Source organism: Xanthomonas campestris pv. badrii (assembly GCF_012848175.1).
In the GTDB taxonomy this organism is placed as follows: domain Bacteria; phylum Pseudomonadota; class Gammaproteobacteria; order Xanthomonadales; family Xanthomonadaceae; genus Xanthomonas; species Xanthomonas campestris_C.
Map to the genome: position 1 here is coordinate 2,770,899 of NZ_CP051651.1, position 17,579 is coordinate 2,788,477.

The 17,579-nt window shown below is 65.5% G+C and carries 12 protein-coding genes and 1 pseudogene; 8 read left to right on the plus strand and 5 right to left on the minus strand.

The genetic code is table 11. The features are described 5' to 3' along the window. Positions 1-197: 197 nt before the first annotated feature. From HG421_RS11705 to HG421_RS11720, 4 genes and pseudogenes are all read right to left on the minus strand, one after another. Positions 198-938, minus strand: a complete 741-nt coding sequence (locus HG421_RS11705; RefSeq protein ID WP_425533330.1) for a hypothetical protein — start codon at positions 936-938, stop codon at positions 198-200. Next, positions 892-4,635 carry a hypothetical protein gene (locus HG421_RS21090; protein WP_211161844.1) on the minus strand — a complete coding sequence of 1,248 codons (3,744 nt, stop codon included), beginning with the start codon at positions 4,633-4,635 and terminating at the stop codon, positions 892-894. Before HG421_RS21090 ends, HG421_RS11705 begins: the two co-directional genes overlap by 47 nt. 301 nt (positions 4,636-4,936) lie before the next feature. Further along, the gene (locus HG421_RS11715) at positions 4,937-5,590 is read right to left on the minus strand and encodes an imm11 family protein (RefSeq protein ID WP_169706520.1); all 654 of its coding nucleotides are present in this window, start codon (positions 5,588-5,590) and stop codon (positions 4,937-4,939) included. Between the two features lie 68 nt (positions 5,591-5,658). After that, positions 5,659-6,648: pseudogene (locus tag HG421_RS11720) on the minus strand (hypothetical protein); the annotation flags it as partial. Between the two features lie 103 nt (positions 6,649-6,751). Between HG421_RS11720 and HG421_RS11725 the strand changes: the two are divergent. From HG421_RS11725 to HG421_RS11760, 8 genes are all read left to right on the plus strand, one after another. Further along, complete coding sequence (locus tag HG421_RS11725) at positions 6,752-6,892, plus strand: hypothetical protein (RefSeq protein ID WP_169706521.1); 141 nt, start codon at positions 6,752-6,754, stop codon at positions 6,890-6,892. A gap of 452 nt (positions 6,893-7,344) precedes the next feature. Then, positions 7,345-7,674 carry an STAS domain-containing protein gene (locus HG421_RS11730; protein WP_169706522.1) on the plus strand — a complete coding sequence of 110 codons (330 nt, stop codon included), beginning with the start codon at positions 7,345-7,347 and terminating at the stop codon, positions 7,672-7,674. Positions 7,675-7,692: 18 nt separating this feature from the next. After that, on the plus strand, positions 7,693-9,696 hold the full coding sequence (locus HG421_RS11735) for a chemotaxis protein CheA (protein WP_169706523.1): 2,004 nt from the start codon (positions 7,693-7,695) through the stop codon (positions 9,694-9,696). A gap of 90 nt (positions 9,697-9,786) precedes the next feature. After that, the gene (locus HG421_RS11740; RefSeq protein ID WP_169706524.1) at positions 9,787-11,940 is read left to right on the plus strand and encodes a methyl-accepting chemotaxis protein; all 2,154 of its coding nucleotides are present in this window, start codon (positions 9,787-9,789) and stop codon (positions 11,938-11,940) included. Between the two features lie 11 nt (positions 11,941-11,951). After that, complete coding sequence (locus HG421_RS11745) at positions 11,952-12,467, plus strand: chemotaxis protein CheW (RefSeq protein ID WP_169706525.1); 516 nt, start codon at positions 11,952-11,954, stop codon at positions 12,465-12,467. A gap of 25 nt (positions 12,468-12,492) precedes the next feature. Beyond that, entirely contained in the window at positions 12,493-13,776 is a 1,284-nt protein-coding gene (locus tag HG421_RS11750) for an EAL domain-containing response regulator (protein WP_169706526.1), read from the plus strand. Between the two features lie 3 nt (positions 13,777-13,779). After that, complete coding sequence (locus HG421_RS11755; RefSeq protein WP_169706527.1) at positions 13,780-14,586, plus strand: CheR family methyltransferase; 807 nt, start codon at positions 13,780-13,782, stop codon at positions 14,584-14,586. After that, positions 14,583-15,716 carry a protein-glutamate methylesterase/protein-glutamine glutaminase gene (locus HG421_RS11760; protein WP_211161721.1) on the plus strand — a complete coding sequence of 378 codons (1,134 nt, stop codon included), beginning with the start codon at positions 14,583-14,585 and terminating at the stop codon, positions 15,714-15,716. Before HG421_RS11755 ends, HG421_RS11760 begins: the two co-directional genes overlap by 4 nt. Positions 15,717-15,831: 115 nt before the next feature. Here HG421_RS11760 and HG421_RS11765 read toward each other — a convergent pair whose 3' ends face one another. Then, positions 15,832-17,394, minus strand: a complete 1,563-nt coding sequence (locus HG421_RS11765; protein WP_169706528.1) for a phospholipase D family protein — start codon at positions 17,392-17,394, stop codon at positions 15,832-15,834. Positions 17,395-17,579: the final 185 nt, after the last annotated feature.

A 17,579-nucleotide genomic window follows, 5' to 3' on the forward strand; every position in this document is an offset into this window, starting at 1 on the left:
CGCCTGCAACGACGGCTGCACGTGCGCAGCCGGCCCAACGATTGAGAAATCACTCGCCTGGGCGGCACGCGAACGCTGGCGGTTGGCGCAACAGCACGCAGTCCGCAGGGAGCAACCCGGGCACACCATCGAAGAGACGATGCAGATGCAGATGCAGATCGATCCGACCTCGCGGCAATCGATATCTTTGTCGGCGTTTACTGCGAAGTAGATTTGCGAAGCGTGATTTCACGATACTGACCGCGATCACCATAGCGCCGCCCTTTCTTTTCCAACTCGGCGCACAGCCTGTTTTCGCCGCAGGGAACGATATTTGCGCGGGCCACACGGTCCAGATAGGCGATCTCCGCGCGGCGCTGCTTGGCGTCGGCCAGAATGGGTTGGGCTGCCTTGACCGCGTAGCCTACTGCCGCAAGGCACATGATTGCCCCGACCGCCATCGCAGCCAATCCGATCCACATGCGTCGCGCCGCCGTCGTTTCCAGGCCGTGTTGTGCCTGCGCATACCGATGGGTGGCATGCGCCAGCGTCTGCCCTGCATCGACCATCTTCTTGGTGAACCGAGCAGCGGCCGGTTCCAGCGTTTGCGTCAACGCCTGATCGCTCAACTGCGTCAGACGCGGAAGCGCGTTCTCCACCACCCGGTTGATACGTTGATCGGCGCTGTTGACCGCGCTCTGTAAGAGCTGCAGTTGCTGCAGGACCAGATCTTCCAGGCCCTGCTCTCCTCGCTGTTGCACGGCAATCAAGGTGGCCAGGACATCGATCGCTTCCTGCAATGCCTGATTGGAGGCCCTCAACGCGGCATCGGCGTCAGCGAAGGCGGCTCGGTCCTGCATCTCCATCGTGGTGTTCCCCTCAACGATTCGATGCGCTGCACAAGCGGCCGATTCACCCACCACCGCCTCCGCCGCCTCCACCTCCACCGTCGCCCCCACCACCGCCGTCACCCTGCGGTCCGCCCTGCATCATCGGTCCATGGGCGAACTGCGGCAGCGTCATCACCATCACCGGGCCACGACTGGTTTGCACTTCCGCCGGCATGTCCAGTGCCAATGCCTGGCGTGCGGCGACCTGCTCCTGTGCTTCCTGCATGGCCTTGGCTTCCAGATGTTCGCGGCCGCGCTCGATCAACGCATGGGTGTTGGCGCTGTTGGCGATCCGCTTCAAGGCTTCATTGATCGCCAGGTCGTTCTTGGAGTCGATGGCGTAGATCAGATCGTTGACATCCGGGTCCTTGCTGATCGCCCTGCGCATGGGCGGCTGCCCATCGTCCTGCGGATTGCCTGTGCGCGCAATGGCGGTATCGGCGTCGGTAGGGGAGACTGCGCTTTGAAGACGGGAGGGGGTATTCCTCAACGCCGAGGGGCCATCCGGATCGTATCCATCACGCAATTCAAGCTGCGTAAACTGCTGCTCACCGCGCGCGGCTCGCGCTTGCCGCGCTTCAGAGATGCGGGTTTCCAGTGCAAGATCCTGTTCGAGCTGTTCTCGCAGCGCACGCATTTTCTGCAGCGTTGCTTGCCACGATTCAGCGCTTCCAGGCGCTGGGGCAGCGGGTGCTTCCTGCTCCACAGTCCGGGTGACCGAGGCCGCATCGCGTTCAGCAGATTCGCTGTCGGGCAAGCCGGCCGGGTGCTCGGCGATAGACGCTTCCAGCAGTGGCGTTTGCGCAAGACCGGTAGACGATGACAAGACAGCAAGATCACCCGGCGCTTCCGGCACTCGCGTCTGCTGCATCGACGTGTGTTGCGCGTCACTGCGATCTGCAACGACCGTGGCAGTGCGCGATACCGCGGGTGGCGCGGCCGCCAGCTGCGCGTTTGTCGGTTCCTCAGACTGTTGCGCAGGCGCATCGTGGGCCGCCTGTGCGGCATGTGCCGTCGGCAGTTGCTGCTCGTGCACCACGGCATCCGGCTGCGGATACGCCAACGGCGCATGCGTCAGCGCAACCTCATGCGCTGCGTTGGTTTGTCTGTCGTGGGCGTGGTGTTCCTGCGCCTGTTGGCCGAGCATATGCGGCTGCACCCTCTCGGCTGCAGGCGATTGGCCGTGCGGTATCTGCTGCGCCTGCGCGTGCTGGGCAATGACTTCCTGGCCCGGATGCGCCTGCCTTTCATGCGCTTGTGTGCCCGGCGCTTGAAGCGGCGGCGGCGCGGCTTGGTGCGCGCGCGGCTCCTGCTCGGGTGGTACAGCGCTCTTGGCCTGCAGCGGCTGTTGCTCAAGACCGTCAGCGTCTTGCGCCCGCCGCTCCTGCACGCGCTGCCGCGCTTGCTGGGCCTGATGTGTTTCCTCCTCGCGCTGCTGGTTGTCCTGGACCTGGCGTTCCTGCCTCTGAGGTTGCTGGGTTTCCCGTTCCTCACGCTGCTGCTGTTCTCGCTGCAAGCTGGTCTGTGCCTGGCGCTCCTGCACATCACGCTGTTCGTATTCACGCTGTTGGGCCCGGCTTTGACGCTCAAGCAATGCATGTGCCTGCAATGGGTCTTCGCTGTGCGACGTATGTCTGTGCTCAGGCGCTGCCTGCTGGAGGTGTTCGCGTACCTGGGTCGCATGCTTCTCGTGCGCAACACGCTCTTGTTGGTCGCGTTCCTGCCGCGCCTGCGCCGCGCGTGCGGCCTGCAGCTGTACCCGCATATCCAGCACCAGCTGCGGGCTGGATGATGCGTCGGCGCTCGATGCGTCGCCGCTGGCCGCCCCGTCCGATGTGGGCGCCGTGGCGGTGAGGTGGAGTGCTGGTTGGTCCGGCAAGGACGGCTGCGTCTGTTGCGCACGCACCTCCTGCAACGCCTGGCGGATGTCTTCGGTGCTGGTGAGCGCCACGATGCGCTCTACCCCATCGGCACCGCGTTGCAGGTGTGCAATGGGGCTATCGGCACCGAAGGTGCCACCCGGGCCACGTTGCAGCTTCTGCGCGCTATCACCGGTAAGTCCCGTTGCCTCGCGCGTGCGTTGGGTCGCCAGTTCGATCGCCTCGCGCCATTGCGGCTGCAGTTCCGTGCCTACGATGCGGTAGCGGTACAGCGTCTGTTCGCGCTGCCGATCTTGTGGCGATGGCGGCGCTTGCTGGATGGCCGCAATCGCCTGCGCCTGCTCTGCAAGCGCCGGTTGCAGCAGTGCGCGCATGGTGTCCAGTTCCAGCACGCGATTGCCATCGGGCTGGGCACCGTTGGTGGTCCACTGGCCTTCGATGGTGCGGTAGTAGCGCTGACCGTTCGAGGCGGTCAAGGCATCCGGATCGGGCAGCGCCTGCTGCACGGCCGGCGACATCGGCAGGCCATCGGCGGCCCAGCCGCTGCAGTGGTGGGCAAGCTCATAGCGCGCGGCGATGGCACCGGGGCTGTTGGCGATGTTGCGCGCGATGACCGCTTGCGCCTGTGCTTCCAGCTCTGCGGCCCGCAGTGGCGTTGCGATATCGGTGCGATACACAGCGCTGTCGGCGTCTGCGACCACACCGCTTTGCACAGTGCGCCGCCACTGCCCATCGCCGGGATCGCGCGTCCAGTCGGCCGTGCTGAGGCTGGGTGGATCGGTGTTGCTGGCCGGTAGGCGATACGGGTCCTGTGGTGCGGGCGCATCCTTCAGCGCCAATGCGGCGGCGACGTTGGTCGCTTGATAATTGAGTTCGCGGGCCTTCTCGTAGCTGGCGACGATGGGGGTGGAGGTGGGGTTGTCCACGCCATCATTAGTGATGTCGGCCCTGCCCTCGCGCGCCCAGGCAGTGCCGTTGAACGACCACTGCGTGCCATCGCGGTCGGTCTGGGTATAGATGGCGCGGTTGTCGAGCAGTGCGGCGGCTTTTTCGCCGGCCACGCTCATGAAATAGGCATCGGCAGCGATCAAGGCCATCGGCCCGGCGCCGGACGCGCCAAGCGCGTAGGCGGCCGTCGTGCCGCCGGCCCAGCCACCGACATTGCGGCCGGCGAAATGGGCGAGTTCTGATTGCGCTGCGAGTGGGTTGTCCCGGCCGAGTAAATGCGTGGCGCGTTGGCCGGTCATGACCGTGTCGGCGGCGGTGGCGAGCAAGCCGGCGGTGCGTAGCGCCTGGCCTGCAGATAGATCGCCTGCCAACAACTCGGCGGTGGTGAAGCCGCGCTGGGATACTGGTGTGTACGCCGGATGCGGTGCGGCGCCTGAGCCTTGGCGAATGCTGCGCGCAGCACCGCTGATGCTTATTGGCGTGTCATCCAATACCTGCTGGACCAAGGCCGCGTTGGACTCGGATAACCTCACGCGCCCGGCATCTTGGGCGTGCGCGATGACCATGCGGAATTCTTCGCGGCCGGCGATTTCGCGGATGACGGCATCGCGTTCATCCGGGACAGCGACCAGATTTTTGCCGGTCGTGCGTGCGGCGTCGATCACCGTGGCGATCCGCTGCTCGGTGCGGGTGATGGCGAACCATTCGGATTCGACATTGCTCATCGAGCGCAGCGTCTTGAGCTGGTCGGCATGGGCGGTGCGGTATTGCTCGTACTCTGAGAGCGTCCTGCGGTTTTGCGCGTTGGTCTCGGTCTTGGTCAAACGATCCGGGGTCGTTGCGAACATATCCCCATTGCTCAGCGCGACTTTGAGGGTGTCCTGCAGGTCGTGGACCTGGGCGGCGACGCGCTTTAATGCGGCAGCGTCGTTGCGCATAGCGGCTTCGCCATCCGGGGAATCAGTGAGATCGTCAAGATAACCAAAGATTGCTTTCGTGTAAGAGCTGCGCGTGCGTCCTCGGTGGGGGGATGTTTCGATTTCGTCAGCTAGCGTGCCATCTACCGGCAGATACAGGCGATTGGTCGATACGTCTTTGTCGATCAGGCCATGCTCACGCAATTTCTTGAGCAACCTATGATCGCGAAAGACGGTGTTTTCAATGACATGATGACTTTCAAGGATGACGTTACCGGACGGCATCTGCTCTTACTCCATCAAACGGTCAAAGGTTCATCGCTCAGCAACCGAAAGTGTCTATCAGCCAGACGCCGCGCGTCTTGGGTGATTTACCAAATCCCTGCGCGATCAAGGTGTCGCGCAGGAACCGATCACAAAAGGCATCTGACGTATAAGGTGTCCTGAAGACATGCGCGGCGCCGACAACGTCTTTCCTGAATCCGAACTCTGCACCACCCGCAACACTGTAGTGCTTGCCATTACGGTATCCGGTCAAGATCTTGACGGTGGATGCTTCCTCGTCGATGGCATCGATAATCCGCACCACCTCGCAGAGATAGTGCGGTGCCCCGGGCGTACCGTCTTCCAATCGGAAGTCGCATAGCGCGAAGGCAAAACCCTTCGGGTCTGCAGCTTCGAGGACCTGCTTCAGTGGCTCTGAGACCAGCCAGTAGCTCTTGAATCCACTGTGCATGTCATTGGGCATATCGCCGATGCGGCTGTCGTAGCGCAGGCGCGGGGTTTCTTTCAGTGCGGCCAAGCCCGCGTCCTCTCCAGGCAGGCTGTCAGCAATGGAAAACGGCACCGCATCTTCGTTCTCGAACTCCACGCCATGCCCGCGCCCCCCGCCACGCACGTCGGACCTGATGATGTAGAACTCGCCCTTCTTCGGCGCATTGTGATGAATCGTTTGCGTTTGCTCGGTTTGTTTCATTGCTGCCCTCCGATAGACGGTGCATGTCGTCGAGAGGCGGTCGCCGCTCTCGCTAGACGGACGCTACCAGCATACCGCTTCCGGCCGGTTGCTCGGTGTCGCAGCTGCATGATTCTGCTATCGGCGCCAAAGTTGCCACCATGGTCACCATGGCCACGTTGCAGCTTCTGCGCGCTATCACCAGTAAGTCCCGTTGCCTCGCGCGTGCGTTGGGTCGCCAGTTCGATCGCTTCGCGCCAAGCCGGTTGGAGTTCGGTGCCGACGATGCGGTAGCGGTAGAGCGTCTGTTCGCCCTGAACCTCCTGCGGCGATTGCCGGAGGGCCGCAATCGCCTGCGCCTGCTCTGCAAGCGCCGGTTGCAGCAGTGCGCGCGTGGTCTTCAGTTCCAGCACGCGATTGCCGTCGGGCTGGGCACCGTTGCTGGTCCACCGGCCCTCGATGGTGCGGTAGTAGCGTTGACCATCTGAGGCGGTCAAGGCATCCGGATCGGGCAGCGCCTGCTGCACGGCCGGCGACATCGGCAGGCCATCAGCGGCCCAGCCGCTGCGGTGGTGGGCAAGCTCATAGCGCGCGGCGATGGCACCGGGGCTGTTGGCGATGTTGCGCGCGATGACCGCTTGCGCCTGTGCTTCCAGCTCTGCGGCCCGCAGTGGCGTTGCGATATCGGTGCGATACACAGCGCTGTCGGCGTCTGCGAGCACACCGCTTTGCACAGTGCGCCGCCATTGCCCATCGCCGGGATCGCGCGTCCAGTCGGCCGTGCTGAGGCTGGGTGGATCGGTGTCGCTGGCCGGTAGGCGATACGGGTCCTGTGGTGCGGGCGCATCCTTCAGCGCCAATGCGGCGGCCGCATTGGTGGCCTGGTAGTTCAGCTCACGAGCCTTCTCATAGCTGGCAACTATCTGTGTGGCAGTGGGGTTGTCCTCGCCATCATTGGTGGTGTCGGCCATGCCCTCGCGCGCCCAGGCGCGGCCATCGAACGACCACTGGGTGCCCTGGCGGTCGGTCTGGGTATAGATGGCGCATTTGAGAGCGAGTGCTGCGGCGGCATCGGTGGCCTGGTAATTGAGTTCGCGCGCCTTTTGGTAGCTGGCGACGATGGGCGTTGCGGTGGGGTTGGTCACGCCATCGGCGCTGGTGGCAGCTTGCGTAGGGTTCGGAATGACCGTGATGATCCAGGAGCGACTGCGGATCTACACCATGGACGGCCCGGACAAGCTGCGCGTCGAGCTGCCGCTGCCCGAAGGCGCGGACCGCTTCAATGCCGCACGCGGTTCGTTGGCGGCATTGGCACCGGGCTGAAGCGCAACGCCGCCCTCGACGGCGTCACGACAGACTCGACAGCACTGCACGCCATGCACGTAGGTGAGCACCACCTGCGCGCATGGCGTGCGCGCGATTCGTCTGCGCCGTCGCGCTGATCTGCGCCATTCGTAACGGGCTTGCAGCCCTTGTCCTTGCTGGATTCGCTCCGCTCGGCCTTGTTTGAAATACACGTGCATTGTCCCGGGACTGTCCAGGACAAGCGCTCTATGAGCCTGCTTGCGACAAACCTGAGCAGTTAATGGCAAAACTGCTAGCGGATTTCACATTTACGTCATTCGACTTAATTTGGCCTAAATATTTCAGCGAGGCGCCGATATCTGCATAGACCGACATGGGCCTGCGTGCAGAGCAACGCCACGCACAGCCGCGTCACCGCGACCTTCTCCCCCCGTCATTCCACCCAACGTGCGCCATCGCTTGAGGCACCCATGAACCTTGCATCTTCCGACCTGCCTGCGCCGTTGACGCTTGCCCTGGAGGGCGAGATGACCATCCGCCGCGCTGCCGAACTCAAGCCGCTGCTGCAGCCGGCACTGGCGCACCCGGGCGGGTTGCATCTGGACCTGGGCGCGGTCAGCGAGATCGACACCACCGGGCTGCAGTTGCTGCTGGCCACCAAACAGGCGATCCAGGCCGATGGCCGGCCGTTCTCGCTCACCGATTCCAGCCGCGCCGTGGTCGATGTGATCGAACTGCTTGGCCTGCTCGAAGCCTTGTATCCGCATGCGGTTGCAAGCCTCGACGCACGCATCCACTAACGGACCGGTGACGCACGCATGGACATGAACCAGCTGATGCAGACCTTCCTGGCCGAAAGCCGGGACCTGCTCGAAGACATGGAACGCCACCTGCTCGAAGCCGAGCGTGGCGAGTCTTCGCCGGATGCGGTCAACGCGATCTTTCGCGCCGCGCATACCATCAAGGGCTCGGGCGGCCTGTTCGATCTGCCGCAGTTGGTGGGCTTCACCCATGTGGTGGAGAGCGTGCTGGATCTGGTACGCGACGAAGCGCTGACGCTGAGTTCGGAACTGATCGCACTGTTGCTGGTGTGCTGCGACCATATCCACGCGCTGGTGGAAACCGCCGCCGACCCCAGCCACGCCGATGCGGCGGCGCTGGCCGCCGAAGCCGAGCCGCTGCTGGCGCAGTTGCAGACCTATCTGCAAGGCAGCGCCTGGGGCGTCACCGCCACCACCGTGCAGCACGGCACGCCGGAAAAACAGAGCGGCTACTGGCGCATCGGCCTGACCCTGTTCGCCGACGCGCTGCGTTTCGGCAACTCGCCGCTCAAGCTGATCCGCAATCTGCGCAGCCTGGGCTCGGTGGAATCGATCAGCACCGACTACAGCCAGCTGCCCACCTTCGAAGAGCTCGATCCGGAGGCCAGCTATCTCGGCTTCCAGATCCTGCTGCGCAGCGATGCCGATCGCGCCGCCATCGACGACGTGTTCGAGTTCGTGCGCGACGATTGCGCGCTGGAGATCACCGCCGTACCGGCTCCGACCGATGCGGCAGCCGTATTGGCCAGCACGCCGGTGGCGGCTGCACCCGCCAGCGCACCGGCCGCGGTACCGGCTGCCACGCCGCCGCGCGCAGCAGCCGATGGCGGCGCACGCGGCGGCGCCGACGCGCGCTCGATCCGCGTGGATGCCGACAAGCTCGATCGCATGATCGACCTGGTGGGCGAACTCATCATTGCCGTGGCCAGCACCAATGCCAATGCGCAGCGCAGCGGCGATGCGCAGTTGCTGGAATCGGCCTCGATCCTTGCAGGGCTGGTGGAAGAGGTGCGCGAAAGCGCGCTGCAGCTGCGCATGGTCAAGATCGGCGGCACCTTCAGCCGCTTCCAACGCGTGGTGCACGATGTGGCACGCGAGCTGGGCAAGGACATCGCCCTGGTGGTGGCCGGCGAGGATACCGAGCTGGACAAGTCGGTGGTGGAAAAGATCGGCGACCCGCTCACCCATCTGGTGCGCAACGCGATGGACCACGGCATCGAACCGGCCGAGGTGCGCGTGGCGCGCGGCAAACCGGCGCGCGGCACCGTGGGCCTGAACGCGTACCACGACTCCGGCAGCATCGTCATCCAGATCACCGACGACGGTGGCGGCCTGAATCGCGACAAGATCCTGGCCAAGGCGCTGGAACGCGGCCTGGTCGAACCCGGCCGCCAGCTCAGCGACCGCGACGTATTCGCAATGATCTTCGAGCCGGGGTTTTCCACCGCCGAAAAGGTCACCAACCTGTCCGGCCGCGGCGTCGGCATGGATGTGGTCAAGCGCAACATCACCGCGCTGCGCGGCACGGTCGAGATCGACAGTGCCGCCGGGCTGGGCACCACCATCTCGGTGCGCCTGCCGCTGACCCTGGCCATCATCAATGGCTTCCAGGTCGGCGTGGGCAAGTCGGTGTTCGTGGTGCCGCTGGATGTGGTGGAAGAGTGCGTGGAGTTCACGCCCGACTACGCCAGCGACTACATCGACCTGCGCGGCCGGGTACTGCCATATGTGCGCCTGCGCGAGCTGTTCGCGCTGGGCGGCAAGACGCCGGCGCGCGAAAGCATCGTGGTGATCCGCCAGGGTGCGCAGCGTTTCGGCCTGGTCGTGGACACCTTACTCGGCGAATGGCAGACGGTGATCAAGCCGTTGTCCAAGGTCTTCGCCCAGGTCAAGGGCATAAGCGGCTCGAGCATCCTGGGCAGCGGCGATGTCGCGCTGATCCTGGACGTGCCCAGCCTGGTCCAGCAGTTGCATCCGCAGCAGGACGCGCTGGCCGCCTGAGCGCCCGCGCCACCGCTGCACATCGCCGCATCATCGTTCGCCAACCGCATCGTTCGTTTCGTTGTTCCCTGACTCCAGGAAGCTACCGCCATGTCACACCGTCTTCCGATCGCTACGCAGCTGTGGTTCACCGCCGCGCTTGCCGTTGCCCTGCCCGTCCTCGTGATCGTCGCCGGCTTCGCGCTGACGCTCTCGCACGCCGCCTTGCTGGCTGCCAGCGTGGTGGCGGCAGTGCTCAGCGGCGTGCTGCTGGCCTGGGCTATTCGCCTGGTCAACGGCTCGCTGGAACTGGCCACCACGACGCTGGATGCGTTCTCGCGCGGCAACTTCGACGTGGCCCTGCCGCAGCTGCGCGACGAGCAGGCCGGTGACGTGCTGCGCGGCCTGCGCAAGGTGCAGAGCGGCATCCGCCACGTCAACGAAGAGATCATTCGCGTGTCGCGCGAACACGATACCGGCGACATCGATGCGCGTATCGACGTGGCGCGCTTCGAAGGCGACTTCCGCACCATGGGCGAGGGTATCAACCGCATGGTGGCCAGCCACATCGCCGTCAAGAAGCAGGCGATGGCCTGTGTGGCCGAGTTCGGTCGCGGCAACTTTTCCGCCGAACTGGAACGGCTACCCGGCAAGAAGGCCTTCATCAACGAGATCGTCGACCAGATCCGCGGCAACCTCACCGGCATGGTCGCCGAGGTCAACCGCATGTCGGCCGAGCACGATGCCGGCGATATCGACGTGGTCATCGACACCCAGCGCTTCACCGGCGACTTCCGCCGCATGGCCGAAGGCATCAATGCGATGGTGGCCGGCCACATCGCGGTCAAGAAGCAGGCCATCGCCTGCGTGGGCGAGTTCGGCCGCGGCAACTTCACCGCGCAGCTGCCGCTGCTGCCAGGCAAGAAGCGCTTCATCAACGACACGATCGAACAGGTACGCGGCAATCTCACCGGGCTGATCGCCGAGATCAACCACATGTCGGCCGAGCACGAAGCCGGCGACATCGACGTGATCATCGACAGCAGCCGCTTCGATGGCGATTTCCGCAGCATGGCGCTGGGCATCAACCAGATGGTGGGCGCGCACATCGCGGTCAAGAAGCTGGCGATGGGCGTGATGGCCGAATTCGGCCGCGGCAACTTCGATGCGCCGCTGGCGCAGCTGCCGGGCAAGAAGGCCTTCATCAACGACACCGTGGAGCGCGCACGCGGCAATCTGCGCAGCATTTCCGAGGTGATCCAGGTGATGGGCGCGATGGCCGAAGGCGACCTCACCCACACCGTGGAAGGCCGCTACGAAGGCGCGTTTGCCGACATGCAGCGTTACGTCAACACCACCATGAGCCGCCTCACCGAGATCGTCGACGAGGTCAACCGCAACGCCGAGAACCTGGCCAGCGCCTCCGAGGAAGTCAGCGCCACCGCGCAATCCTTGGCCCAGGCGGCCAGCGAACAGGCCGCCGGCGTGGAAGAAACCAGCGCCTCGCTGGAGCAGATGACCGCCTCCATCGCGCAGAACACCGAAAACGCGCGCGTTACCGACAGCATGGCCGCCAAGGCTGCGAGCGAAGCGGCCGACGGCGGCGACACCGTGCGCGCCACGGTGGTGGCGATGAAGGACATCGCCAAGAAGATCGGCATCATCGACGACATCGCCTACCAGACCAACCTGCTCGCGCTCAACGCCGCCATCGAGGCCGCGCGCGCCGGCGAACACGGCAAGGGCTTTGCAGTGGTGGCTGCCGAAGTGCGCAAGCTGGCCGAGCGCAGCCAGATCGCCGCGCAGGAAATCGGCGAAGTGGCCGGTTCCAGCGTGGAACTGGCCGAAAGCGCCGGCCGCGTGCTTGGCGAGATGGTGCCATCGATCCGCCGCACCTCCGATCTGGTGCAGGAGATCGCCGCCGCCTCCGAAGAACAGACCGCCGGCGTCAGCCAGATCAACACCGCCGTGGGCCAGTTGAACCAGACCACGCAGTCGGCCGCGGCCAATGCCGAAGAACTGGCCGCCACGTCCGAAGAAATGAGCGCGCAGGCCGAACAGCTACAGCAGTTGATGGGCTTCTTCCGGCTGGGCAATGGCGGGCGCGGTGCAAGCCAGGCCAGCCGGCCGGGCCCGCGTCGGGTGGTGCAGGCCAGCCAGGCCACGGCCATCCATGCACCGGCGCGGCGCACCAACGTGCGCCAGATCGGCGCGGTGGCCGCGACCGCCGATGCCATCGACGAATCGCAGTTCGCCAGTTTCTGAAGGAGCCGACGATGCAACCGCACAGCAGCGCAGTCACCGGCACGCCAGCGCCCACGGCGCCGCAGCAATACCTGACCTTTTCGTTGGGCAAGGAAATGTTCGGCCTGGGCATACTCGGCATCAAGGAAATCATCGAATACCGGGTGCCCACCGATGTGCCGATGATGCCGCCGGCCCTGCGCGGGGTGATCAACCTGCGCGGGGCGGTGGTGCCGGTGGTGGACCTGCAGCAACGCGTGGGCCGCACCGCCAGCCCGATCACCAAGCGCAGCTGCATCGTGATCGTGGAGATCGCCCATGGCGACGGGCATCAGGTGCTCGGCCTGCTGGTGGATGCGGTGAGCGAAGTGCTGGACATCGCAGCCGAGGACATCGTGGAAACGCCCAGCTTCGGTGCCGGCATCCCGCGCGACTTCATCCATGCCATGGGCAAGATCGGCGAGCGTTTCGTGATCCTGCTCGATGCCGATGCCGTGCTGGGCCACGATGCCCTGGCCCAGCTCCCCACCGCCGCACTGGCGGCCTGACAGCCGCATGTACGCAAGGACTCCCATGCGCCCCGCCCTTCTTTCCTGCAACTGCACGCTGGCCGGCCCGGTGCTGGTCGTCGATGACAGCGTGGTCCAGCGCGAACACGCCATGGCGCTGTGCCGCCAGCTGGGTGCCAATGTGGTCGATGGCGCCGCCGACGGTCATGCCGCCCTGGAGTGGTTGAGCCGCGCCAGTGCGCCGTCGTTGCTGCTGCTCGACCTGGAAATGCCCGGCATGGACGGCGTACAGCTGCTCGATGCGCTGGCACGCGGCCAGTACGGCGTGCCGGTGGTGGTGGTGTCGCAACGCGGCGGCGCATTGATCGATGCGGTGATGCAGCTGAGCCGCAGCGCCGGCGTGCGCGTGCTGGGCGGCATCGAAAAGCCGATGAACCTGCAGGATCTGGCCACGGTGCTGGAGTGCGAACCCGACACCAGCGCCACCGTGCCGGCCGCGTTGCCGGCGGCGATCTCGCCGCTGATGGCCAGTGGTGGCGCAGCCGCCTCGCGCCTGGACCGCGCCATGCGCCGCGGCGAAATCCGCGTGGCCTATCAACCCAAGCTCGACCTGAAGGACGGACGGCTGCGCGGGGTGGAAGCGCTGGCCCGCTGGCGCCGCCCGCAGGGCGACATGATCGGCCCGGACCGCTTCATCCCGCTGGCCGAACGCGAAGGGCTGATCCACGCGTTGACCCAACAGGTGATCGACAAGGCCATCGCGCAATTGGTCGACTGGCGCGCCGAAGGCTTCGAGCTGAGCCTGGCATTGAACCTGTCGCCCCGCTTGCTGGGCGAAGCAGATTTTCTCGAGCAACTGTGCGCCAAGTTGAGCGACAACGGCCTGAGCCCGGCCGACCTGGTGCTGGAACTCACCGAGAGCGCCATCGTGGAGCCGGCCAATGCGCTGAGCATGCTGGCGCGCCTGCGCCTGCATGGGTTTGGGTTGTCCATCGACGACTACGGCACCGGTTTCTCGTCGCTGCAGCGCCTGGCCAGCATTCCGTTCACCGAACTCAAGCTGGACCGCAGCTTCGTGCAGGCCGCCCATCGCAGCCGCAGCCAGCGCACCGTGCTCGAATCCACGCTGGAGCTGGCACACCGGCTGGAGCTGACCGCAGTGGCCGAAGGCGTGGAAACCCCGGACGACTGGCGCCTGCTGCGCGAGCTGGGCTGCGATCTGGCACAAGGTTATCTGATGGGTTCGCCGATGCCTGGGCCGATGCTCTCGGACTGGTGGCGCGAACACGCCGTGCGCATCGCGCGCCTGAGCGAAGGCGCCTTCTCCGCCGATGCGGACGTGGCCTGAACCATGAGTACCGCCACTGCCATCACCGAACAGGAGTTCGGCCGCTTCCAGCGCTTCATCTTCGAAGCGGCCGGCATCAGCATTTCCTCCGGCAAGAAGGCCATGTTGTGCGGCCGCCTGGGCAGGCGTCTGCGCGAGCACCGGTTCGACAGCTACACGCAGTACCTGCAGCTGCTGGAAAGCCGCCAGGACCGCGCCGAGATCCAAACCGCCATCGATCTGTTGACCACCAACGAGACCTATTTCTTCCGCGAGCCCAAGCATTTCGAGCTGCTGCGCAAGCTGGCCGGCGAGCATCGCGGCGGGTTGCCGTTCCGCTGCTGGAGCGCGGCCAGCTCCAGCGGCGAGGAGGCCTACAGCATGGCGATGGTGCTGGACGACAGCTTGCAGGGGCGCCCGTTCGAGGTGGTGGGTACCGACATCAGCACCCGCGTGCTGGCCAAGGCGCGCACCGGGCACTACGCGCTGCAGCGCATCGATGGCATTCCGCAGCCGTATCTCAAGCGCTACTGCCTGCGCGGCCAGGGCGAGTACGCCGGCACCTTGCTGGTGGAGCGGCGCCTGCGCGAGCGCGTGCAGTTCGTGCATGCCAACCTCAACACCGCGCTGCCGTCACTGGGCAGCTTCGATGCGATCTTCCTGCGCAATGTCATGATCTATTTCAACGGCCAGACCAAGCGCGAGGTGATCCTGCGCGTGCTCGCCAACCTGAAATCGGGCGGACACTTCTGTATTGGCCATTCGGAAAGCCTGAGCGAACTCGACATCGATCTGGTCCAGGTGGCACCCTCGATCTTCCGCAAAGCGTGAGCCAAGGATCCGCCGTGCCGACTGCGTTCAACCGCCCCGCCGCCAACCCTGCCACCAACACCATCAAGGCGATGGTGGTCGACGATTCGGCGGTGGTGCGCCAGGTACTGGTGGGCGTGCTCAACGATGCGCAGGGCATCGAGGTGATTGCCACCGCCGCCGACCCGTTGCTGGCGATCGAGAAGATGCGCCAGCAATGGCCCGACGTGATCGTGCTGGATGTGGAAATGCCGCGCATGGACGGCATCACCTTCCTGCGCAAGATCATGAGCGAGCGCCCCACCCCGGTGGTGATCTGCTCCACGCTCACCGAAAAAGGCGCGCGCGTGACCATGGATGCGCTGGCTGCCGGTGCCGTGGCGGTGGTGACCAAGCCACGGCTGGGGCTCAAGCAATTCCTCACCGAGTCGGCCGATGAGCTGGTGGCCACGGTGCGCAGCGCCGCACGCGCCAACGTCAAGCGGCTGGCCGCACGCGTCACCGCCGCGCCGCTGGAAGCCGAGGTCAAGCACACCGCCGATGTGATCCTCCCCGCGCAAAGCGGCCGTGCGCTGGCACAGACCACCGAGCGCATCGTGGCCATCGGCACCTCCACCGGCGGCACCCAGGCGCTGGAAGAAGTGCTCACCGCCTTGCCGCGCGTGTGCCCGGGCATCGTCATCGTCCAGCACATGCCGGAAAAGTTCACCGCCGCCTTCGCCGCGCGCCTCGACGGCCTGTGCCAGATCGCGGTCAAGGAAGCCGCCAACAACGACAGGGTGATGCCCGGCCGTGCGCTGATCGCGCCCGGCGGCAAGCACCTGCTGCTGCGGCGCAGCGGCGCGCAGTATTTCGTGGAAGTGATGGAAGGCCCGCCGGTCAACCGGCACCGTCCGTCGGTGGACGTGCTGTTCCGCTCGGCCGCACGCGCGGCCGGCAGCAATGCGCTGGGCATCATCATGACCGGCATGGGCGACGATGGTGCCGCCGGCCTGCTGGAAATGCGCCAGGCCGGCGCACGCACGGTGGCGCAGGACGAACACACCAGCATCGTGTTCGGCATGCCAAAGGAAGCGATCAAGCGCGGCGGCGCCGACCGTATCCTTCCGCTGGGCGCGATGGCACGCGAGATCGTCACGCAGTTGCAGTAACCAACGGACGTCCGCGTCACGCGCGAACGGATCCAACAAGGCCGCCACACTCCCTTCTCCCGCCCGCGGGAGAAGGTGCCCGAAGGGCGGATGAGGGCAACCGGCGACCAACCAGCTACAACTGCGACTCCAGCGGGAACCAGCCCATCACCGTTGCCGCGCCACGCCGCCACACGCTCGCGGCCGGCTCGCGCGACCACACTTCCGGCGGCATTGCGGCATCGTCGTGCCAGCGCAGCTCGCCCTGTTCCAGGGTCACCCGATAACTGACCGGCGCGCTGACCTTGTGGTTGTACAGACGCTCCAGCTCGGCGGTCACGCTGCGGTCCTCGAACAGCAACCCCATCTCGGTGTTGAGGTTCATCGAGCGTGGGTCCAGGTTGAACGAGCCGATGAAGCCGCGCGTATCGTCCACCACGAACGCCTTGGTATGCAGGCTGGCGCCGCTGGAACCGAACAGGCTGCCATCGGGCTTGCCCATCGGCTTGAGCTCATGCAGACGCACACCCTGCTGCAGCAACGGCACGCGGTAGTCGGCATAGCCGCTGTGCACGGCCACCACGTCGTTGGCGGCCAGCGAATTGGTCAGGATGTTGACGCGCACCTTGCGCTGGCGCAGTTCTCCGATCCAGCGCATGCCCTCCTCGCCCGGCACGAAATACGGCGAGATCACCTTCAACTCGCGCTGCGCGTGCGCCATCTCGCCGATCAAGACCGATGTCATCCAGTCCGCCTGCGGTGGCGCGCCATCGGCCTTTTCCGGCGGGTCGGAGACGATGCGTGCGTGGTCCAGCCAATGCACCGGGCGGCCGCCCTGCATCAAGGCCTGCACGCTGGGCGCATGCTGCAGCCGCTGCACATAGGGCTGTGCCCGCGCGGAGTCCAGTCCGGCATCCAGGCTGCCGCGCAACGCGTCCAGCGCCTGCGGCTTGGCAGTGACCAGCGCAGCAAGCGGCAGCGCATTGGGGCTGTTCCAGTAGGCGTCGAACACCTGCTCGGCCTGGCCTACCGCCGGCCCCACCACCGCTGCATCCATGTCCATGAAATTGGTATCGCGCGCGGCATCGAAATACTCATCGCCCACGTTGCGTCCACCCACCACCGCCATGCGTCCATCGGCAATCCAGGCCTTGTTGTGCATGCGCCGGTTGATGCTGACCGTGCGCAGCACCATTTCCACCCCGCGCATCAGCGTGCCTTCACGCGCACGGGTGGGATTGAACAGGCGGATCTCGATCAACGGATGGCTGTCGAGCGCGGCCAGCACCGAATCGCTGCCGTGGATATTCATGTCGTCCAGCAGCAAGCGCACGCGCACGCCGCGGTCGGCGGCACGCAGCAGTTCGTTATGCAGCAGGTTGCCGGTGAAATCGGCATGCCAGATGTAGTACTGCAGATCCAGGCTGCGCCCGGCCGCACGCGCGGTGAGCGCGCGCACCGCGAAGGCATCGGTGTTGTCCGCAATGATCACCACCCCGGTCTGTGCGGCATGTGCCCGCTGCAGCGGCGCCACCACCTTGTCGATGGCGGTGACCCCTGCCGTGGCGGGCAACGCGTGACTGACCGGCCCGCGCTGACGATCGGCAAAACGGCCATAGCTATACAGCGACAGCGCGCTGCCCAGCACGAACACCAGCATGCCGATGCCGGTCCATTTGAAGACGTTCCGCTTGGTCACTGCCGCCCCCAGGGCTTGCCAGCGCAGCAGTGTAGAGGTTGACCATGCAACTCCATGTGCACGCGCAACTGCCCGCCCCGGGCAGCGTCCGGGCATCTGGCATTCAACCGGTCGCGACAGGCAGCGCCCGTGGCGTGCAAACCAGCACGCCTGCAGCGCCCGCGCTGCATACCGCAACCGCCACA